The sequence below is a fragment of the Streptomyces sp. MMCC 100 genome (genome assembly GCF_041538145.2).
Classification (GTDB): Bacteria; Actinomycetota; Actinomycetes; order Streptomycetales; family Streptomycetaceae; genus Streptomyces.
This window is the reverse complement of sequence record NZ_JBGORK020000001.1, coordinates 6,116,982-6,137,295: the sequence shown is the minus strand read 5'-3', so window position 1 is coordinate 6,137,295 and position 20,314 is coordinate 6,116,982. Positions and strand designations below refer to the sequence as shown.

Sequence of the window (20,314 nt, the reverse complement as noted above, 5' to 3'; positions counted from 1 at the left end):
GGCCCGGCCCGGTCGGTTTTCCCGTCAGCCCGGCTTCCCGGCCGCGGGCCGTTCCGCCCGGGCCCAGTGGCAGGCGACCTGCGACTCGTCGCCGCCGCGCAGGACCTCCAGCTCCCGGTGCCGGCACGCGTCCGCGACGCCGGCACGTTCGGCCTCGCCACCCGCCAGGACCGGGCAGCGGACGTGGAAGCGACAGCCGCCGGGGACGTACGACGGGTCGGGGGGCTCGCCGGTGAGCACCACCGGGGTGCCGGGCGCCTCCGGAAGCACGGACAACAGTGCCTGGGTGTAAGGGTGCCGCGGTGCCGTCAGCACCTGCTCCACCGCGCCCGTCTCGACGATCCGGCCGAGGTACATCACCGCGACCCGGTCGGCGATGTTCCAGGCCAGCCCCAGGTCGTGGGTCACCACCAGCGCGGACAGGTCCAGCTCGGTGCGCAGCCGCAGCAGCAGCGCCAGGATCTCGCCGCGCACCGACGCGTCGAGGGAGGCCACCGGTTCGTCGGCGACGAGGAGTTCCGGCTGCAGGACCAGCGCGCCCGCGATGACGACCCGCTGGCGCTGGCCGCCGGACAGCTCGTGCGGGTAGCGAAGGAAGAAGCGCTCCGGCGGCCGCAGCCCGGCCCGCGCCAGCGCCTCGGCGACCGCCGTCCGCTCGTCCCCGGCATGGCCGTGGATGCGCAGGCCCTCGGCGACGATGTCGTACACCGTGTGCCGCGGGTTCAGTGAGCCGCTCGGATCCTGCAGGACCAGCTGCGTCCGCCTGCGGTACGCCTTGAGCGCACGCGCGGAGTACGCGAGGGGCGCGCCGTCGAAGGTGACGCGTCCCCCGGTCGGCCTGACCAGGCCGAGCAGCGAACGGGCGAGGGTCGTCTTGCCACAGCCGGACTCGCCGACCAGCGCGACGATCTCACCCCGCCGGATGTCGAGGTCGACACCGTCCACGGCTCGCGCGGCGGCCGCCCCCCGTCGCCCGGGGAAGGTGACGTGCAGCCCCTGGACGCTCAGCAGCGGGGGCGCGGTACCGGTTGTGCTGCTGGGCGTGCTGCTGCTCATGGCGCGCTGCTCCTCACTCCGTCGTCCTCCGCGGACGCGGTACCGTCGCCGGCCGCGCCGGCACCCTCGGCGGCCGTCCCGCCGCCCGCCGCCCCGCGGCCACCGTCCGCGCCCACGTGCACGCACGCCGCCCGGCGCCGCGCGCCCGCCTCCCGCAACGCCTGGTCCTCGGTGGCACAGAGGTCCAGCGCGACCGGACAGCGCGAATGGAACGCGCACCCGGACGGCACCGCCGCGGGGTCGGGCGGATCACCGGGCAGCCCGCGCGGCGCGAACCGCGAGGCCGGGTCCCCGATCCTGGGGAACGCCTCCGACAGGGCCCGGCCGTAGGGGTGCCTGGCGTCGTCGTACACCTGCCGGGCCGGGCCCTCCTCGACCACGCGGCCCGCGTACATCACCGCGAGCCGGTCGCAGGTGTCGGCCAGCACGGCGAGGTCGTGGCTGATCATGATCAGGCCGACGTCCTGCGCGCCCACCAGGCCCTCGATCAGCCGCAGGATCTGCGCCTGGATCATCACATCCAGCGCCGTGGTCGGCTCGTCGGCGACGATCAGCCGCGGGTCGCAGGCCAGCGCCATCGCGATCATCACCCGCTGCCGCTGGCCGCCGGAGAGCTCGTGCGGGTAGGCATCCGCCCGGGCGGCCGGCAGACCCACCTGCTCCAGCAGCTCCCCGGCTCTCCTGCGGGCACCGGCCGACGTGGCCCTGCGGTGCAGCAGGATCGGCTCGGCGATCTGGTCGCCGATGCGGTGGACGGCGTTCAGGGAGTGCATCGCGCCCTGGAAGACGATCGACGCCCCCGCCCACCGGACCGCCCGCAACCGGCCCCACTTCATCGTGAGCACGTCCTCGCCGTCCAGCAGGATCTCCCCGCCGACCCGGGCACCGGGCGGCAGCAGCCGCAGCAGCGCCAGGGCCAGCGTGGACTTGCCGCAGCCGGACTCGCCCGCGATGCCGAGCTTCTCGCCCGCCTCCAGGGTCAGGTCGACCCCGCGCACGGCGGCCGCACCGCCGGGATACGTCACCTTCAGGTCCCGGACCTCGAGCAGACTCAACGGGACACCCCCAGCCTGGGATTGAGAACGGCCTCCACCGCACGCCCGCACAGCGTGAACGCCAGCGCCACGACCGCGATCCCGATGCCCGGCGGCACCAGGTACCACCAGTCGCCGGAACTCACCGAGCCCGCCTCCCGCGCGTCCTGCAGCAGCCCTCCCCAGGACACCACCATCGGATCGCCGAGCCCGAGGAAGGCCAGGGTCGCCTCGGCCAGGATCGCGGAGGAGATGATCAGGGTGGTCTGCGCGAGGATCAGCGGCATGACGTTGGGCAGCACGTGCCGCGACATGATGTGCCAGTGCCCGCCCCCGAGCGCCTTCGCGCGTTCGATGTACGGCCGTGACTCCACCGCCAGCGTCTGCGCCCGCACCAGGCGTGCCGTGGTGGGCCAGGTGGTCACGCCGATCGCGAGCACGATCGTGCCGAGCGACCGGGACAGCACCGTCGCCAGCACGATCGCGAGCACCAGCGTCGGCATCACCAGGAACCAGTCCGTGATCCGCATCATCACCGTGGCGTACCAGCCGCGGAAGTGCCCGGCCGTGATCCCGATGAGCGCGCCGATGAGCACCGACAGCGCCGCCGCGAGCAGCCCGACCATGAGCGAGACGCGCGAGCCCCAGATCAGCAGGCCCAGCAGGTTCCGCCCGAACTGGTCGGTGCCCAGCGGGAACCGGCCGCTCGGGCTCTCCAGCGGCTGACCGGGCGCGTCGGTCACGCTGTCCACGTCCGACCCGACGGTCAGCGGCGCGGTCAGCGCCACGAGCACGAACAGCGCCAGCGCGGCCAGCCCGAACACCCCCGCGCGGTGCCTCCGGTACTCCTTCCAGAAGCGTGCGACGGAGGCACGGCGCCGCCGCCGGGCGAGAGCACGCGGGCCCGGCGCGCCGGGCTTCACCGGAGCCCCGGACGCGGATTCGGTGGGATCGGTGGTCTCGGCGGTCATCGGCCCACCCTCGGATCGAGCATCGGATACAACAGGTCGGCCAACGTGTTCATCAGGATCACCGCGGCGGCGAAGACGAAGAACAACCCCTGCACCAGCGGCAGATCGGGCACGCTCAACGCCTGGTAGAACAGCCCGCCGAGACCCGGCCACGAGAAGACCGTCTCGACGAGGATGACTCCCGCCACGGTCCGCCCGAGATTGACGAAGACCAGCGTCACGGTCGGCAGCAGCGCGTTGGGCACCGCGTGCCGACGCCGTACCAGGTCGTCCCTGAGCCCCTTGGCCCGCGCGGTCGTCAGATAGTCGCTGCCCATCTCGTCCAGCAGCGCCGACCGGGTGACCAGCAGCGTCTGCCCGTACTCCACGGCGACCAGCGTCACCACCGGCAGCACGAGATGGTGCGCCACGTCGAGCACGTGGGCGAAGCCCTCCTCACGGCCCGACTCCATCCCCCCGGTCGGGAAGAGACCCGGGATCGGGTCCACCCCCACCGACAGCACGATGATGAGCAGCAGCCCCAGCCAGAAGGACGGGATGGAGTACAGCGTCAGCGCCAGGCCGGTGTTGAGCCGGTCACCGAGCCCGCCGTGCCGCCACGCGGAGCGGGTGCCGAGGAAGGCACCCAGCGCGGTGTACAGCACGAAGGCCGTGCCGGTCAGCAGCAGGGTGTTCGGCAGCGCCTCGGTGATCTTGTCGACGACGGGCGCGTGGAACTGGTACGACGTGCCCAGATCCCCGGTCAGCGCCTTGACGCAGTAATCCGTGAACTGCTCCCACAGCGGCAGGTCGAGCCCGAACTCCTCCTTGTACACGGCGAGCTGCTCGGCCGAGACCGGACGGCCACCCGTCATGAACTTCACCGGGTCGCCGGGGATCAGCCGGAAGAGGAAGAAACTCGTGACGAGGACGGCGAACAGGGAGACGAGCGCGCCCGCCAGCTTGCCCGCCACGTACCGCGGGTACGCGCTGCGGGTGAGCCCCCGCGGCGCCGCGGACGGCCGCTTCCCGATCGCGGAGACGCTCGCGGGGTCGGTCGCGCTACTCACGGTCGTCGGTTGACGCCCGGCGGCGGACGGCGAAGAGCACGCCGAGACCGACGAGGACGACGACGCCCGCGGCGATCCCGATCACGGTTCCGGTCGACGACGAACCCCCGGAGGAGTCACCGGAGTCGGCGGGCACCGCCGACCACCAGCTCCAGTAGCCGTCCTGCCCGTAGATGTTGCCCGCGTCGGACGGCATCGTCGTGATCGACCCGATCTGGTCCGTGCGGTAGGCCTCGACCGCGTTCGGGTACGCCATGACGTTCATGTACCCGGTGTCGTACAGCCGGGACTGCATCTGCTCGACGATCTCCGCGCGCTTGCCGGCGTCGTACTCGCCCAACTGCCGCGCGTACAGCTCGTCGTACTTCTTGTCGCAGATGAAGTTGTCGGTGGCCCCGGTGTCCTTCGGTGTCGCCGGGAGCGCGTCGCAGGTGTGGATGGAGAGCACGAAGTCCGGGTCGGGGTTGACGGACCAGCCGTCGAAGGCGAGGTCGTACTCGCCGGCCAGCCACGGGTCCGTCACGTTGTCCAGGCAGTCGAGGGTGATCGAGATGCCCAGCTCGCCCCACCACTCCTGGAGGTACTTGCCGACCGCCTTGTCGTTCGGGTCGGTGGCGTGGCACAGGACGCGGTAGTCCAGCGGCTTGCCGTCCTTGCCGAGGCGCTTGCCGTCGGCGTTCGTCCGGTAGCCCGCCTCGTCGAGCAGCCGGGCGGCCGCCTCCGGATCGTAGGCCAGCTTCTGGTCGGCCGACGGCTCGAAGAAGTACGAGGAGAAGCGCGGCGGGATGTAACCCGCCCCCTCGACCGCGTGGCCCTGGAACACCTTGTCGACGATCGCCTTGCGGTCCACCGCCATGAACAGCGCGTTGCGCACCCGCTGGTCCAGCAGCGAGGGGTCGCCGTCTCCGAACTTCGTACCGTCCTTCGCCCGCGCGCCCGGGTTGGTGGCGAGGGCGTAGAAGCGGCGGCCGGGTGCGTCGTTGACGCGGATGTTCTCCTGGCCCTTGAGCGAGTCGGCCTGGGCCGGCGTGAGCGACGGCGACCCGGCGACGAACGAGACCTCGCCCTTGCGCAGGGCGGCGACGGCGGCGTCCTGGTCCTTGTAGTACCGGAAGACCAGCTCGTCGAACTTCGGCGCGCCGCGCCAGAAGTCCTTGTTGGCCTTCAGCCGCACATAGCTGTCCGGCTTGTAGTCGGTGAGCACGAACGGCCCGTTGCCGACGACCGGGAAGTCCTTGTCGTTGTTGAACTTCGAGAAGTCGTCGACCTTCTCCCAGACGTGCTTGGGCACGATCGGCACGTCCAGCGCCGTCATCGTGGCCTGCGGCTTCTTCAGCCGGATCACCAGCTGGGTCGGGCTGGGTGCGGTGACCTTCGCGAAGTTGCCGACGAAGCTGCCGTTGGCGGTGGCGGCGCCCGGGTCGGTCATCATCTTGTTGAACGTCCACGCCGCGTCCTCGGCGGTGGCCTGCTCGCCGTCCGACCACTTGGAGTCGGAGCGGATCGTGTACGTCCAGGTCAGCTTGTCCGGCGAGGACTTCCACTTGGTGGCGAGCCCCGGTATGACGTGGTTGTCCTTGGCGTCGTAGTTGGTCAGGTACTCGTACGTCAGCCGGTGGATGCTCGTACTGAGCAGCCGTACCGCCAGGAACGGACTGAGCGAGTCGACGCTCTGCGCCACGGCGACGGTGAGCACCTTGTCGCCGCCGTCGCCCCCGTCACCGTCCTTCGCCGAGGCCGAGGGGGCGATCGCCCCCGACGCGAGGAGCAGCGCGCCGGCGCCTGCTGCCGCGAGGAGACGGGTTCGCCACGGCCGGTGGGCGGTACGTCCGCTGCCGTGCTGATCGTGTCTGTTCATGACTACCTGACCTCGCGTCATCGCACGCGCAGACGCCGGGCGTCCTCGCGTGAGGCGGGCTTGAACGGTGGTGAACGCGGAATGAAGTGTGTGTCTACCAGCGGCAGTCTGCGCGCGTCAACGGTATGTCAAACCCCATGTGGCCTGCGGAAACAGCTAGTTGACCAATGTGTGACTCTCATTGGCGCAGACCACTGGCGCCTTCCTGGTGAGAGCGTGGCGGCTGGGGCGGACGTTATCGTTCGCACACGTCGAAGGCCCGCGCCGTCGGGGACGGCGCGGGCCTTCGGAGATGGGTGGAGCTACTGCTGGGGCGGGGGAGGGGGCGTCTGTCCGGGCTGCCCCGGCTGCCCCTGCTGGCCTTGTTGGTCTTGTTGCGGATATCCGTAACCGGGCTGGGCGTAGGGCTGCGCGTAGCCGGGCTGGGGATACGGCTGCTGTCCGGCTCCGGCTCCGGGCCCGGGCTGCGGCGGGTACGGCTGCCCCGGCGCCGGCTGCCCTGGCTGTGGCTGCGGGGAGTACGGCTGTCCTGGCTGCGGCTGCGGCGGGTACGGCTGTCCCTGGGTCGGCTGGCCGGGCATCTGCTGGCCCGGCATGGGCGGGGCGGCGACCGGCGGCGGGTTGCCGTCGGACGTCCACAGGCCGTGCGACTGCTGGTGGCGGACGAAGTCCTCGGCGACCATCGCCGCGAGGTTGAAGTACGCCTCCCGCACCTTCGGCCGCATCATGTCGAGGTCGACCTCGGCGCCGGCGGACAAGTGCTCGTCGAACGGGACCACGACGACACCCCGGCACCGGGTCTGGAAGTGCCCGACGATGTCGTCGACCTTGATCATCTTGCCGGTCTCGCGGACCCCGGAGATGACCGTGATCGACCGGGAGACGAGGTCGGCGTACCCGTGCGCCGACAGCCAGTCCAGCGTCGTACTGGCGCTGCTCGCACCGTCCACGGACGGCGTCGAGATGATGATGAGCTGGTCGGCGAGGTCCAGCACGCCGCGCATGGCGCTGTAGAGCAGACCGGTGCCCGAGTCGGTGAGGATGATCGGGTACTGCTGGCCGAGCACGTCGATCGCGCGCCGGTAGTCCTCGTCGTTGAAGGTCGTGGACACGGCCGGGTCGACGTCGTTGGCGATGATCTCCAGACCGGACGAGGCCTGCGAGGTGAACCGCCTGATGTCCATGTACGAGTTGAGGTACGGGATCGCCTGGACGAGGTCACGGATGGTGGCCCCGGTCTCCCGGCGCACCCGGCGGCCGAGCGTACCGGCGTCCGGGTTGGCGTCGATCGCGAGGATCTTGTCCTGCCGCTCGGTGGCGAGCGTGGAGCCGAGCGCGGTGGTGGTGGTCGTCTTGCCGACACCGCCCTTGAGGCTGATGACGGCGATGCGGTAGCAGGAGAGCACCGGGGTGCGGATCAGGTCCAGCTTCCGCTGCCGCTCGGCCTCCTCCTTCTTCCCGCCCAGCTTGAAGCGCGAACCGCCGGCCGCCGGGCGGCTGCTCTTCGCCTTCTGCCGCTTGTTGTTGAGCAGGCGGTCGGACGACAGCTCCACGGCCGCCGTGTAACCGAGCGGCGCGGCCCCCGGGTTGGTGGGCTGCCGCTGGTCGTGCTGCATGGGCTGCGGCCAGGCGGCACCGAGACGGGGGTCGGCGGGCTGCTGGGGTTGGTGCGGCTGCGGCTGCGGTGCCTGCTGCTGCGGTTGGTGCGGCTGGGGTTGGTATTCCGGCTGCTGTGCTGGGGGCGCGGGCTGCTGCCCGGGCTGCTGCATCGGCTGCATCGGCTGCATCGGCTGAGGCGCCTGGGGCGCGTTGGGAGCCTGACCCGGCTGACCCGGCTGACCCGGCTGGGCCGGTGGCGCCTGCTGTGGCACGCCGGGGTACGGCTGTTGCGGCGACGGTCCGTGCGGCGCCTGCGGGAAGCCGTAGCCGCCGGGCTGGGCGGGGGAGTGCGGCTGAGCCGGAGGCTGAGGCTGGTGAGCCTGGGCAACGCCGGGCTGCGGGAAGCCGTAACCGGTCTGCGGGACCGGCGGAGCGGACGGTGCGGTCGGCTGGTCCGGCGGGACCGGCGCGGCGGCCGGCTGATTCCACGCGGCGGGCGCCGGCTGCGGAGCCTGCGGCTGGAAAGGAGGCTGCTGGGCCGGAACCGCCGGCTGCTCGGGAGCGGTGGGAGCGGTGGGGGCGGGCTGCGGCTGTGCGGGCCACTGCTGGGCCGGTGCGGGCGCGACCGGCGGGTACGACGGAGGCAGCGGCGGCATTCCGCCGGGTGCTGGCGGCGGCGCGTCCTGGGGAACGGCGCCCTGCGGCACGTTGTCGGTGAGCGGCGCGGCGTCGGCGGGTACCGCGTCCTCCGGCTCGTCCTCCGCCGGGACGCCGTCTTCGGGCTCGTCCGCGGGCGCCGCCTCGGGCACGGGGTCGGGTACGGCGGCCAGGGCGATCGGCTCCGGCTCGGCGTCCTGGTCCGGCCCGTCGATGCGGGGAGCGTCCACGTCGCTGTCCCCGGCGCCGGAGACCTCGTCCGGAGCCTCGTCGGTGACCTTCTCGGAAACGGCGTCGGTGTCGGCGTCGTCAGGCTCGGTGGACTCCGGATCGTCGGCGCCCTCGGGCTCCGCGGCGTCGTCCGCGATCACGAAGGCCTCGTCCGGTGTGTCACCGACCTCGCCGGAACCGGCCGCCGGCTCCTCCTCGGTGGCGTCCTCCGCAGCGGCCCGTTCGGCGATCTCACGCTTGAGGGCGGCCACGGAGAAGCGCATGGTGGCGCCGCTTTCGAGGTCGCCGTTGTCGAGATTCCCCGTGTCGGACTCGGGCTCGGCGGCTGCCCCGGGCTCGGCGGTCGTCTCGGACTTGGCCGCTGCCTCGGGCTCCTCGGCCGGCGGCGGCGGAGCAGGAGCCTGGAGCTGGAACCCACCGGCCGGAAACGTCGGCAGGGCCGTGGGAGACGCGAGATCCGCGGCGGGCGCCGGGTCGGCCGCGGCCTCCGGCTCAGGCTCCGGAGCCCGAACCCGCGGTTCCGGCTCGGCTTCGGGCTCCGGCGGCGCCGACTGCTGCTGCGCCGGCGACGGCTGAGGCTGCGGCTCGAACCCGCTCCCCACCGGCAGCCTGGGCACCCCGGCCGGCCCCCCGCTCGGCGGCGCGGGCGGCGTGAACGGCGCGCCCGGCCCCGGCGGCGGGGGCGGCGTGAACGAGGCACCCGGAGCAGGAGCCGGCGGTGGCGGCGTGAACGGCGCCCCCGGAGCGGAAGCCGGAGCGGCGGAAGCCCCGTTGGGCGTCGCGTGCGGCGGCGGAGTCAAACCCGGCAGCGGCGGAACGGGACCACGAGGAGCAGGCGGAACGGCCGAACCGGAGGAGGCAGCGGACGAAGCAGACGAACCGGAAGCGGACCCGGAAGACGACCCGGACCCCTCACCCTCACTCTCCCCCTGCCCGCCGTCGCCGGACGCGTTCTGCGTGTACCAGGCGGGCGGCGCGTAGTCGATGGTGAACTCACCGGTCGTCTCGACGGAGGACTCCGCGTCGGGTTGGTCATCGCCGGGTGTAGCCCAGCCCCCGCGGATCCCGTCCCGATCGCTGCTCACAGTTCCTCCTGGTGTTCGAGCACCCTCAAGCCGTGCTGGGGCGACCCTTGCTTGTCATCCGAAGTTGTCCGAGGTCGTCCGATCCACCGGTTCTCCCCCTGAGACGCCGACGCCCGCTGACGGGTTCTGGTGTCGCGCCCGACACCAGCCTAATCATCACGAGCCCCGCCCCGGCAGCCCCCGCCCTCCCCCGAAGTCCCGCCCATCGCGTCCCTGGCGTCTCGTAGGCGTCACGCCGCTTCATCTGCCCACCCCCGTAAGGAGGATGACCCCGCCCGTCACGACCCGGTTCCAACGAGTGATCGTGAGCCCGGCATAGTTGGGGACGATCTCGTCGTCCCGTCGCACGAATTCCATGACAGAACCACCGGAATTCCCAGAAAGAGGAAGAGGCCCCGAGTGAGCTTCGGCCCGCCCCCGTCCATGCCCCCGGGCCCCGCACCCGCCGCCGAGCCCACCGAGAACCGGCACGGTCCCCACGGCAGCGGCGGTGCAGGGCGGAAGAGCCCCCGCAAGCTGCTGACCGGGCTGCTCGCGGTCGTCCTCGTCGGGGCCTTGGGCACCGGCGGCTGGCTGCTCTGGGGCCGCGACGGCAAAGGCTCCGACGCGTCGGGCAAGGCGCAGGCATCGGTCCCACAGGGACCGCTCGACGTCCGCGAGACGGTCGAGAAGCAGCCCGCGAGCACCAGCGGCAAGATGGCGTTCCGGTTCTCCGTGGACGACATGAAGCCCGGGGAACACGTGGAGATGCCCGGAATGTGGGCCACGGACCGCATCCTCGCCAAGGGCATCAACAAGACGCTCGTCGGGCTGAGCATCGGCACCGACGCCGCGCCGGGCGACGAGAAGTGGAAGCTCGCACTCGACGGCCCGATCTGCGGCTACACGCGCGACGTCACCGGAGACAACCGCACCGCCGTCCTCTTCCGTGCGAACGACTGGGCGGACGAAGCCCTCTGCAACCAGGTCGCCCTCGTCGACCTCGACGACGGCCGCATGGTCTGGGAGGCCAAAGTCCCCGTCTCGCAGGCCGGACCCGAGTCGGGCGACGCCACGGGAACCGACAAGGACCGGCCCAGCGTCGCCCTCGCGCACGGCACGGTCGCCGTCACCTGGGGCGGCGGCACCGTCGGGTACGACATGGAGAAGGGTGACACCCGTTGGTCCACGACGACCACCGCGCCCTGCCAGGACATGGGCGTCGCCGGCGGCCGCGGACTGATCGTCCGGGAACAGTGCGCGAGCGGCGAGGACCCGCTCTCCGCGGGAACGTGGCGGTCCACCACGTACAAGCTGCGCAAACTGGACCCGGCCACGGGCGAGGCCCTGTGGACGTATTCCCCCGCCAAGGGCGTCCGCGACGTCCAGGTACCCTCCGTCGACCCGGCGGTCGTCGCAGTCTCCGCCGGTGACAGCGAGGTCACCGACCTCATCTCCCTCGACGACCAGGGCCACAACCGCGCCACCATCAGTCTCCGCAACGGTGCCTACGTCGCCGAGTGCCTCCTCACCGACTATCTCCTGATCGACGACTGCCCGACCATCACCGTGGGGGAGGACCAGGTCTTCATCCGGAGCAAGGACCAGTCGGAGGTGCCGACGTGGAACTGGATCATCGGCTTCGACCTCGCGACCGGAAAGACCACCAAGAAGTTCGACTCCGGTCGGGGCGCACTGCTCTACCCGGTGCGTATGAGCGGTGACCGGCTCCTCGCCCTGAACGTGAGCGAGGACAACATCGCGCCGAACGCGCTGGTCGCCCTGGATACGAGTACGGGCGCGCAAGTGCCGTACCTCTACTTCGGACTGCCGAACGAGGCGCGGCTGATGACGATGACGGAACACAACGACATCGTGTTCCAGAACGGACGCCTCTTCTTCGGCGTCAAGTCCGCGGAAGGCCCCGCCGAGGCCAAGACCAAGCAGTGGAGCTACCTCGTGCTGGGCATCGGCAGCTCCGCACCGCAGACGTCCTGACGATCGCGGCGTCGGGCCTACTCGGCGCCGTTCCCGCTCTCCCGGGGCGCCGGCTCCAGGTCGAACTCCCCGTCCCGCGCGCCGAGTACGAAGGCCCGCCACTCCGCTTCCGTGTACCGCAGCACGGTGTCCGGGTCGAGGGACGACCGCATGGCGACGGCGCCTTCCGGGAGGTAGGCGATCTCGACCCGCTCCTCATGGGTCTCGGTGCCGGGCGCGCTGTGCCATTCGACGCCGGAGATGTCGAGGGCGTAGAGCTCGTCCCGCTCCCGGTCCTTGCGTGCTCGGAGTTCCTTGTCCTCGGCATCGGCCATCACGGCTCCGGTCCTTCCTGCTGTGCCAACGAACTGTGCGGCTACCCTACTTGCTGCCCACCCTCCTACCCCGCGGTTCGCGCACGCCTCACCAGGCAGGGAGTGACGATGCCGTCGACTCCTTGACATCTCGACTCCTCGAGATACCGACTCTCTTATTCGAAAGGCGTCCGCCGTGAGTTTCGGGCCACCGCCCACCCCCTACAACGTGCCCGGCCCGGACGCCTCCGCCGGTCCGCCGCCACGCACCGGGCGCCGAAGGGCGGCCGTCGGTGCGGTCGTGGCCGTCGTGCTCGTGGCCCTGGCCGCCGGAGTGTGGGAGTTCGGTCCGGGAGGGGCCGGTGGTGGCTCCGCGCCGGACGCGCGTGCGGCGGCGGTTCGACAGGCTCCGGACGACATCCGGGAGACCGTCGAGAAACGGCCGCCGTCCCCGGAGGGCACCGCGGCCATGTCGTACGAGGAAACCCTCCGTATCGTCGGGCAGAACGTCTCGGCGATGGGCACCTGGGCCACGGACAAGGTCTTCGCCAAGGGCTTCGGCAACGAGATCAAGGGCTTCCGGCTCGGCGGCTCAGAAGCGTCGGAGATCGCCTGGCGCCTCACCCTCCCCGGCCCGCTCTGCGCGGTGACCCGCCACGTCAGCGTGGACGGCCGTACCGCCATCGCCTACGCCGGGGAAGGTGAAGACGAAGGCGGGGGCGACAGCGAAGACGGGGACGCAGCCGGCGGGCCGGACGCCGACCCGCTCACCCGCGCCTGCGACCGGCTCGCGGTGTTCGACATCGACACCGGCAAGAAGATGTGGGACACGAGGCTGGCCGGCGCGGGCTCCTCCCTGGCCGTCAACGTGACGATGACGGACGGCACCGTCGTCACCGCATGGGGCGAGGGCTCGGCGGCGTACGAGCTGACCGGTGGCAAGCGGCTGTGGGCGGACACCGATCCGTCGGCCTGTGCGGACGAGGGCTTCGCCGGTGGCCCTGACCTTCTCGCCCTCCTCTCCTGCGGCGACTCGGCCGATCCCACCTACCGCGTCCAGAAGATCGATCCGCGCACGGGCGACCCGGAGTGGACGTACCGGGTCGCCCGTGGCGTCCAAGGCGTCTACCTGGTCTCCAGCTCACCGGCCGTCATCGCCGTGGCCGCGGGCGACGTCGTCGTCACCGATCTGATCTCCCTCGACGAGCGGGGCAAGCGCCGCGCCACGATCCGCCTGAACCGGGACCACCAGGTCCTCGACTGCGACCGGACCTTCAGCGCCATGGTCGAGAGCTGCGGCGCGATCGTCGTCGACGACGAACGGTTGTACCTGTCGGAGGAGGACCACATCGTCGCCCACGACCTGGCCACCGGCCGGACCGCCGGGAAGTTCGACGCCCCCGCCGGTGGCGAGATGCACCCCCTGAAGATGAGCGGCGGAAAGCTGATCGCCTACCGTCCGGGCCGGGGGCTGGGCCGCCCCGACGCGGTCGTCGCGCTGGACCCCGAGTCCGGCGAGGAGACCCTCCTGCTCCTGTTCGCCGGGGGAGCGGAGGTCAGCGCACTCGACGACCCGGCGCAGAACGACATCGTGTACGAGCACGGGCGCGTATTCTTCGCCGCGCGCACCGTCGTGGGCCCGTACAACGAGGGCGAGGTCGGTGGGACCGACCAGGTCGCGGTGGGCATCGAAAGCGCCGGGTGAGTGGCGCGTCTCCCGGCTGGTACCCTGTGTAACGGCCGTTTGTGTACGCGCCCCCGGAGCCCCGAGCCCTGGAGGTCGCGCCCAGCGGATCCCCGCCTTCCGAGTCACGGAAGATCCCCCGAGACGTAGACCGGGGGCACTCGGTGGCCAGTCACAGACCAAGAGGAGTACGCGTGTCGCTCGACGCCGCAGTGAAGAAGCAGATCATCACCGAGTTCGGTACCAAGGAGGGCGACACCGGCTCCCCCGAGGTCCAGGTCGCTCTGCTGTCCCGTCGGATCTCCGACCTGACCGAGCACCTCAAGGCCCACAAGCACGACCACCACTCCCGTCGTGGTCTGCTCATCCTGGTCGGCCAGCGTCGTCGGCTGCTGCAGTACCTCGCCAAGAAGGACATCCAGCGCTTCCGTGCGCTGGTCGAGCGCCTCGGCATCCGCCGCGGTGCGGCGGGCGCCCGCTAGGACGCCGTGAAGGGAGCGGTTCCCATCGTTCGGGGGCCGCTCCCTTTGCTGTACGTGCGCGCTGTCGCCGCCCCTTTGTAGTGTGGTAACAGAACACAAGACGCACGATGCACCAGCACGACGCATCAGTACGACGCACCAGCACGACGAACGAACGAGACGAACGAGGAGAAGCGGACCTCACGCCGCCGCCGGTCCTCGGTAGTGGCCCCCGGGGGCAGAACCCCGGGTGCTTCGATCGAAGACCGGCCCGCATTGCAAGGAACGCTTCTCCGGCACCGTTCCCCCCGCCACACGGGCGGGGCGGGACAAAAGACGACAAGCATCGGAGAAATCACTAGTGGAGAACGAGACCCACTACGCCGAAGCCGTGATCGACAACGGCGCTTTCGGCACCCGCACCATCCGCTTCGAGACGGGCCGCCTGGCCCGTCAGGCCGCCGGTTCCGCCGTGGCGTACCTGGACGACGACACCATGGTGCTGTCGGCCACCAGCGCCTCCAAGAACCCCAAGGACCAGCTCGACTTCTTCCCGCTCACGGTGGACGTCGAGGAGCGGATGTACGCCGCCGGCAAGATCCCCGGCAGCTTCTTCCGCCGTGAGGGCCGGCCCTCCGAGGACGCGATCCTCACCTGCCGCCTGATCGACCGCCCGCTGCGCCCGTCCTTCAAGAAGGGCCTGCGCAACGAGATCCAGGTCGTCGCGACGATCATGGCCCTCAACCCCGACCACCTGTACGACGTCGTGGCGATCAACGCCGCCTCCGCGTCGACGCAGCTGGCCGGCCTGCCCTTCTCCGGCCCGATCGGCGGCGTCCGCGTCGCACTGATCCGCGGCCAGTGGGTGGCCTTCCCGACGCACACCGAGCTCGAGGACGCCGTCTTCGACATGGTCGTCGCGGGCCGCGTCCTGGAGGACGGCGACGTCGCGATCATGATGGTCGAGGCCGAGGCCACCGACAAGACCGTCAAGCTGGTCGAGGGCGGCGCCGAGGCGCCCACCGAGGAGGTCGTCGCCGCCGGTCTCGAGGCCGCGAAGCCCTTCATCAAGGTGCTGTGCCGCGCCCAGGCCGACCTCGCCGCCAAGGCCGCCAAGCCGACCGGCGAGTTCCCGATCTTCCTGGACTACCAGGACGACGTCCTGGAGGCGCTCAGCGCCGCCGTCCGCCCCGAGCTCAGCCAGGCGCTCACCATCGCCGGCAAGCAGGAGCGCGAGGCCGAGCTGGACCGCGTCAAGGGGATCGCCGCCGAGAAGCTCCTGCCGGAGTTCGAGGGCCGCGAGAAGGAGATCTCCGCCGCGTACCGCTCGCTGACCAAGTCCCTGGTCCGTGAGCGCGTCATCAAGGAGAAGAAGCGCATCGACGGCCGCGGTGTCACCGACATCCGCACCCTGGCCGCCGAGGTCGAGGCCATCCCGCGCGTGCACGGCTCCGCCCTGTTCGAGCGTGGCGAGACCCAGATCCTGGGCGTCACCACCCTGAACATGCTCCGCATGGAGCAGCAGCTGGACACCCTCTCCCCGGTGACCCGCAAGCGCTACATGCACAACTACAACTTCCCGCCGTACTCCGTCGGCGAGACCGGCCGCGTCGGCTCCCCGAAGCGCCGCGAGATCGGCCACGGCGCCCTCGCCGAGCGCGCCATCGTGCCGGTGCTGCCGACGCGCGAGGAGTTCCCCTACGCGATCCGCCAGGTGTCCGAGGCCCTCGGTTCCAACGGCTCGACGTCCATGGGCTCGGTCTGCGCCTCCACCATGTCGCTGCTGAACGCCGGTGTGCCGCTGAAGGCCCCCGTCGCCGGTATCGCCATGGGCCTGATCTCCCAGGAGATCAACGGCGAGACGCACTACGTCGCCCTCACCGACATCCTCGGTGCGGAGGACGCCTTCGGCGACATGGACTTCAAGGTCGCCGGCACCAAGGAGTTCGTGACCGCCCTCCAGCTCGACACCAAGCTGGACGGCATCCCCGCCTCCGTCCTGGCCGCCGCCCTCAAGCAGGCCCGTGACGCCCGCCTCCACATCCTCGACGTGATGATGGAAGCGATCGACACGCCGGACGAGATGTCCCCGAACGCGCCGCGGATCATCACCGTGAAGATCCCCGTCGACAAGATCGGTGAAGTCATCGGCCCCAAGGGCAAGATGATCAACCAGATCCAGGAGGACACGGGCGCCGACATCACGATCGAGGACGACGGCACCATCTACATCGGTGCCGCCCAGGGCTCGCAGGCCGAGGCCGCCCGCGCCACGATCAACGGCATCGCCAACCCGACCATGCCCGAGGTCGGCGAGCGCTACCTGGGCACGGTCGTCAAGACGACCACCTTCGGCGCGTTCGTCTCCCTGCTGCCCGGCAAGGACGGTCTGCTGCACATCTCGCAGATCCGCAAGCTCGCCGGCGGCAAGCGCGTGGAGAACGTCGAGGACGTCCTCGGCGTGGGCCAGAAGGTCCAGGTCGAGATCGCCGAGATCGACTCCCGCGGCAAGCTCTCCCTGATCCCCGTGATCGAGGGCGAAGAGGGCTCCTCCGACGACAAGAAGGACGACGCCGACAAGTGACGTCCCGTAGCGCCAAGGCGACGGCCCGCACCTCCTCGGAGGCGCGGGCCGTCGCCCGTACCCAAACCCTCATCAAGGGCGAGCACGGCATCGGCACGGTCCGCAGGACGACCCTCCCCGGCGGCCTGCGCATCGTCACCGAGACCCTGCCCTCGGTCCGCTCGGCGACCTTCGGCATCTGGGCCCACGTCGGCTCCCGCGACGAGACCCCGGCCCTGAACGGCGCCACCCACTACCTGGAGCACCTGCTCTTCAAGGGCACCCGCAAGCGCAGCGCCCTGGACATCTCCTCCGCCATCGACGCGGTCGGCGGCGAGATGAACGCGTTCACGGCGAAGGAGTACACGTGCTACTACGCGCGCGTGCTCGACACCGACCTGCCGCTCGCCATCGACGTGGTCTGCGACATGCTGACCGGCTCGCTGATCCAGGAGGAGGACGTCGACGTCGAGCGCGGCGCCATCCTCGAGGAGATCGCGATGACCGAGGACGACCCGGGCGACTGCGTGCACGATCTGTTCGCGCACACCATGTTCGGGGACAGCGCCCTCGGCCGCCCCGTCCTCGGCACCGTCGACACGGTCAACGCCCTCACCGCCGACCGCATCCGCCGTTTTTACAAGAAGCACTACGACCCCACCCACCTCGTGGTCGCCGCGGCCGGCAACGTCGACCACAACAAGGTCGTACGCCAGGTCCGCGCCGCCTTCGAGAAGGCCGGCGCCCTCAAGGACCAGGTGGCCCAGCCGCTCGCCCCGCGCGACGGCCGGCGCACCATCCGCGCCGCCGGCCGCGTCGAGCTGATCGGCCGCAAGACCGAGCAGGCCCACGTCATCCTCGGCATGCCGGGCCTGGCCCGCACCGACGAGCGCCGCTGGGCCATGGGCGTCCTGAACACCGCCCTCGGCGGCGGCATGTCCTCCCGCCTCTTCCAGGAGGTCCGCGAGAAGCGCGGCCTGGCCTACAGCGTGTACTCGTACACCTCGGGCTTCGCCGACTGCGGCCTCTTCGGCGTGTACGCGGGCTGCCGGCCCTCCCAGGTGCACGACGTGCTCAAGATCTGCCGCGACGAGCTGGACCACGTCGCCGAGCACGGCCTCACGGACGACGAGATCGGCCGCGCCGTAGGCCAGCTCCAGGGCTCCACGGTCCTCGGCCTGGAGGACACGGGCGCGCTGATGAACCGTATCGGCAAGAGCGAGCTGTGCTGGGGCGAGCAGATGTCGGTCGACGACATGCTGGCCCGGATAGCCTCGGTCACGCCGGACGACGTCCGGGCCGTCGCCCGCGACGTCCTGGGCCGTCGGCCGTCCCTGTCGGTCATCGGCCCGCTCAAGGACAAGCAGGCGTCCCGGCTGCACGACGCCGTCGCCTGACACTCCCGGTCCCTCGGTAAGGAAGCGAACACAACATGAGCAAGCTGCGCGTGGCCGTCCTCGGTGCCAAGGGCCGGATCGGCTCCGAGGCGGTACGGGCGGTCGAGGCCGCCGAGGACATGGAGCTGGTCGCCGCCCTCGGCCGGGGCGACAGCCTGGAGGCGCTGGCCGAGACCGGCGCCCAGGTCGCCGTCGAGCTGACCACCCCCGCCTCGGTGATGGAAAACCTCGACTACTGCGTACGCCACGGCATCCACGCCGTCGTCGGCACCACCGGCTGGACCGACGAGCGTCTCGCGCAGCTGAACTCGTGGCTCGACGCCTCCCCGGGGACCGGCGTGCTCATCGCGCCGAACTTCTCCATCGGCGCCGTGCTCACCATGAAGTTCGCGCAGCTCGCCGCCCCGTACTTCGAGTCCGTCGAGGTCGTCGAGCTGCACCACCCGAACAAGGTGGACGCCCCCAGCGGCACGGCCACCCGCACCGCCCAGCTGATCGCTCAGGCCCGGCAGAAGGCAGGCTCCGCACCGGCGCCCGACGCCACTGCCACCGCCCTGGACGGCGCCCGCGGCGCGGACGTGGACGGGGTTCCGGTCCACGCGATCCGGCTGCGCGGCCTGCTCGCCCACCAGGAGGTTCTCCTCGGCGGCGAGGGAGAGACCCTCACCGTCCGGCACGACTCCCTGCACCACAGCAGCTTCATGCCGGGCATCCTGCTGGGCGCCCGCCGGGTGGTCACCACCCCGGGCCTCACCTTCGGCCTGGAACACTTCCTGGACCTGAACTGAGACCTTCACCCTGATGCGCGCGAAGATCACCTACCTCGTCACGGCCGCCGTCCTGGTCTTCTACTTCCTCCTGGTCGGCAGCCGCGGCGTGCTGCTCATCAAGACCGGCACCCTCCTCACCGTCACCTTCGGCGTCGCGGTGCTGATCCTGCCGGTGATCGGCCTGTGGTTCCTCTGGAAGAACACCCAGTTCGTCCGCAGGGCCAACCAACTCGCCGCCGAACTCGACGCCGAGGGCGGACTGCCCGTCGACGAGCTGAAGCGCACCCCCAGCGGCCGGGTCGACCGGGAGTCCGCCGACGAGGTCTTCGCCCTGCGCAAGGCCGAGACGGAGGACGCCCCGGGCGACTGGCGCAGCTGGTTCCGCCTCGCCGTCGCCTACCACGACGCCCGCGACACCCCGCGGGCCCGCAAGGCGATGCAGCGGGCGATCGCCCTCCACGACGGCAAGCACGTCGAGGCCGCCTGAGCGGGCAGAAGACGAAAGGCCGGGGCCCGGACCGCAGCTGTGCGGTCCGGGCCCCGGCCTTTCGACCGTGGGGTGCTCAGCCCCGTCGATACTCGTCGGCCCACGCCTCCACCGCGTCGGCCGCCCGGTTGAAGGCGCCGTCGCGGGCGAGGAAGTCGGAGTTGTGCGTGGTCAGCAGCGGGGCCATGGGCTCCGCGGACCGGCCCGCGCGGACCAGCAGCAGCGCCTGCCCCTGCACCGTGCGCGGCAGCCCGAGCCAGCGCACCGGCTGCTGCACCGTGCGCACGCTGGCGACCTGCTGCCAGGCCACCGTGCGCGTGGTGAAGAAGCCCACCTGACGCACCCCGTGCGCGCTCACCCACGCGCCCATGCGCAGCATCCGCAGGGCGCAGAGGATGACGACGACCGCGATGCCGAAGACCATCCCGGCGGAGGACGGCCCGCCCGTCGCCGCGATGACGACCGCCGCGAACAGGACGAACGAGGCGAGCAGCAGCATCAGCGCCGCCGCCCCCACGCGCCACGGTCCCGGCCGGTAGGGCCGACGCCAGAGGTCGCGGTCGTCGTACGGCAGCGCGACGTCGTCGGCCGTGTCAAAGGCACGGTCGGCCGTCAGGAAGGACAGGGGCACGGCTGGTCCTCACTCGTTCCATGGCAAGTGTTGTGCCCGGTGAGGCTACCGATCTGTGTCTCCGGTCACCACCCTCGGGGGTCCGGACGGAGTCGGGCCGGCCGTCCCCGTGCGCCTCTAGCGCCCCTCGGACGCCTGCGACGGCTGCTTGTGCGAGGAGGGCTGGTCGGCCGACAGGGCGGGCATCCCGATCACCAGGGAGCCCACGAGACCGGCGACGACGGTGACGCCGAGGAGCCAGCGTCCGGCCAGCTGGCCGAAGGACGCCCGCTCGCGCGGCGGGGGTGTGACGTTGCTGCGGAACCTGTCGGCTTCGGCGACGAAGGCGAACGGCACGGGTTCACGCCGGCGGATCATAGAGGCTGCGTCTCCCTTCAGGGACTGGAATGAAGTGCTGTTACTCATACAGACGAACGAACGCCCCTCCAGGTGCCCTGTTTCACCGACTTGATTGCGGCACGGCACCGATCGCCCGATTCGGTGCCACTTGGCGGGCCGTAGAGTGGCCTCG

The 20,314-nt window shown here is 71.1% G+C and carries 16 protein-coding genes; 7 read left to right on the top strand and 9 right to left on the bottom strand.

Annotated elements, in window-relative coordinates:
• Positions 1-24: 24 nt before the first annotated feature.
• The 6 genes from ABS735_RS28310 to ABS735_RS28285 form a co-directional block, all read right to left on the bottom strand.
• On the bottom strand, positions 25-1,056 hold the full coding sequence (locus ABS735_RS28310) for an ABC transporter ATP-binding protein (protein ID WP_373901950.1): 1,032 nt from the start codon (positions 1,054-1,056) through the stop codon (positions 25-27).
• Positions 1,053-2,111, bottom strand: coding sequence for an ABC transporter ATP-binding protein (locus ABS735_RS28305; RefSeq protein WP_373901949.1), 1,059 nt, complete (start codon positions 2,109-2,111; stop codon positions 1,053-1,055). The genes ABS735_RS28310 and ABS735_RS28305 overlap by 4 nt, the downstream gene beginning before the upstream one ends.
• A complete protein-coding gene (locus ABS735_RS28300) occupies positions 2,108-3,061 on the bottom strand; it encodes an ABC transporter permease (RefSeq protein ID WP_373901948.1) in 954 nt (317 codons plus the stop codon). Before ABS735_RS28300 ends, ABS735_RS28305 begins: the two co-directional genes overlap by 4 nt.
• Positions 3,058-4,110: an ABC transporter permease gene (locus ABS735_RS28295; RefSeq protein ID WP_373901947.1), complete on the bottom strand. Its 1,053-nt coding sequence runs from the start codon at positions 4,108-4,110 to the stop codon at positions 3,058-3,060. Before ABS735_RS28295 ends, ABS735_RS28300 begins: the two co-directional genes overlap by 4 nt.
• The gene (locus ABS735_RS28290; RefSeq protein WP_373901946.1) at positions 4,103-5,968 is read right to left on the bottom strand and encodes an ABC transporter substrate-binding protein; all 1,866 of its coding nucleotides are present in this window, start codon (positions 5,966-5,968) and stop codon (positions 4,103-4,105) included. The genes ABS735_RS28295 and ABS735_RS28290 overlap by 8 nt, the downstream gene beginning before the upstream one ends.
• 302 nt (positions 5,969-6,270) lie before the next feature.
• Positions 6,271-9,540: an SCO5717 family growth-regulating ATPase gene (locus ABS735_RS28285; protein ID WP_373901945.1), complete on the bottom strand. Its 3,270-nt coding sequence runs from the start codon at positions 9,538-9,540 to the stop codon at positions 6,271-6,273.
• Between the two features lie 399 nt (positions 9,541-9,939).
• Here ABS735_RS28285 and ABS735_RS28280 point away from each other — a divergent pair, with 399 nt between their 5' ends.
• The gene (locus ABS735_RS28280; RefSeq protein WP_373901944.1) at positions 9,940-11,517 is read left to right on the top strand and encodes an outer membrane protein assembly factor BamB family protein; all 1,578 of its coding nucleotides are present in this window, start codon (positions 9,940-9,942) and stop codon (positions 11,515-11,517) included.
• Between the two features lie 17 nt (positions 11,518-11,534).
• On the opposite strand, the gene ABS735_RS28275 is transcribed toward ABS735_RS28280, so the two are convergent.
• Positions 11,535-11,831 (bottom strand): DUF397 domain-containing protein, encoded by a 297-nt coding sequence (locus tag ABS735_RS28275; protein ID WP_373901943.1) that lies wholly within the window; start codon positions 11,829-11,831, stop codon positions 11,535-11,537.
• Between the two features lie 175 nt (positions 11,832-12,006).
• On the opposite strand from ABS735_RS28275, the gene ABS735_RS28270 reads away from it, so the two are divergent.
• From ABS735_RS28270 to ABS735_RS28245, 6 genes are all read left to right on the top strand, one after another.
• Complete coding sequence (locus ABS735_RS28270) at positions 12,007-13,515, top strand: outer membrane protein assembly factor BamB family protein (RefSeq protein ID WP_373901942.1); 1,509 nt, start codon at positions 12,007-12,009, stop codon at positions 13,513-13,515.
• A 173-nt stretch (positions 13,516-13,688) separates the two neighbouring features.
• Positions 13,689-13,976, top strand: coding sequence for a 30S ribosomal protein S15 (rpsO, locus tag ABS735_RS28265; protein ID WP_362107532.1), 288 nt, complete (start codon positions 13,689-13,691; stop codon positions 13,974-13,976).
• Positions 13,977-14,316: 340 nt separating this feature from the next.
• Complete coding sequence (locus ABS735_RS28260) at positions 14,317-16,539, top strand: polyribonucleotide nucleotidyltransferase (protein ID WP_373901941.1); 2,223 nt, start codon at positions 14,317-14,319, stop codon at positions 16,537-16,539.
• On the top strand, positions 16,536-17,915 hold the full coding sequence (locus tag ABS735_RS28255; RefSeq protein ID WP_373901940.1) for a M16 family metallopeptidase: 1,380 nt from the start codon (positions 16,536-16,538) through the stop codon (positions 17,913-17,915). The genes ABS735_RS28260 and ABS735_RS28255 overlap by 4 nt, the downstream gene beginning before the upstream one ends.
• A 35-nt stretch (positions 17,916-17,950) precedes the next feature.
• A complete protein-coding gene (gene dapB / locus ABS735_RS28250; protein ID WP_373901939.1) occupies positions 17,951-18,703 on the top strand; it encodes a 4-hydroxy-tetrahydrodipicolinate reductase in 753 nt (250 codons plus the stop codon).
• A 13-nt stretch (positions 18,704-18,716) separates the two neighbouring features.
• Positions 18,717-19,172 carry a tetratricopeptide repeat protein gene (locus tag ABS735_RS28245; protein ID WP_373901938.1) on the top strand — a complete coding sequence of 152 codons (456 nt, stop codon included), beginning with the start codon at positions 18,717-18,719 and terminating at the stop codon, positions 19,170-19,172.
• A gap of 76 nt (positions 19,173-19,248) precedes the next feature.
• On the opposite strand, the gene ABS735_RS28240 is transcribed toward ABS735_RS28245, so the two are convergent.
• Both ABS735_RS28240 and ABS735_RS28235 read right to left on the bottom strand, forming a co-directional pair.
• Positions 19,249-19,803 (bottom strand): hypothetical protein, encoded by a 555-nt coding sequence (locus tag ABS735_RS28240; RefSeq protein WP_373901937.1) that lies wholly within the window; start codon positions 19,801-19,803, stop codon positions 19,249-19,251.
• A 117-nt stretch (positions 19,804-19,920) separates the two neighbouring features.
• Positions 19,921-20,160 (bottom strand): hypothetical protein, encoded by a 240-nt coding sequence (locus tag ABS735_RS28235; RefSeq protein ID WP_159330385.1) that lies wholly within the window; start codon positions 20,158-20,160, stop codon positions 19,921-19,923.
• Positions 20,161-20,314: the final 154 nt, after the last annotated feature.

Coding starts and splice junctions, on each gene's coding strand:
- ABS735_RS28310 (WP_373901950.1), bottom strand. CDS start 1,056: ATGAGCAGCAGCACGCCCAGCAGCACAACCGGTACCGCGCCCCCGCTG.
- ABS735_RS28300 (WP_373901948.1), bottom strand. CDS start 3,061: ATGACCGCCGAGACCACCGATCCCACCGAATCCGCGTCCGGGGCTCCG.
- ABS735_RS28290 (WP_373901946.1), bottom strand. CDS start 5,968: ATGAACAGACACGATCAGCACGGCAGCGGACGTACCGCCCACCGGCCG.
- ABS735_RS28275 (WP_373901943.1), bottom strand. CDS start 11,831: ATGGCCGATGCCGAGGACAAGGAACTCCGAGCACGCAAGGACCGGGAG.
- dapB (WP_373901939.1), top strand. CDS start 17,951: ATGAGCAAGCTGCGCGTGGCCGTCCTCGGTGCCAAGGGCCGGATCGGC.
- ABS735_RS28245 (WP_373901938.1), top strand. CDS start 18,717: ATGCGCGCGAAGATCACCTACCTCGTCACGGCCGCCGTCCTGGTCTTC.
- ABS735_RS28235 (WP_159330385.1), bottom strand. CDS start 20,160: ATGATCCGCCGGCGTGAACCCGTGCCGTTCGCCTTCGTCGCCGAAGCC.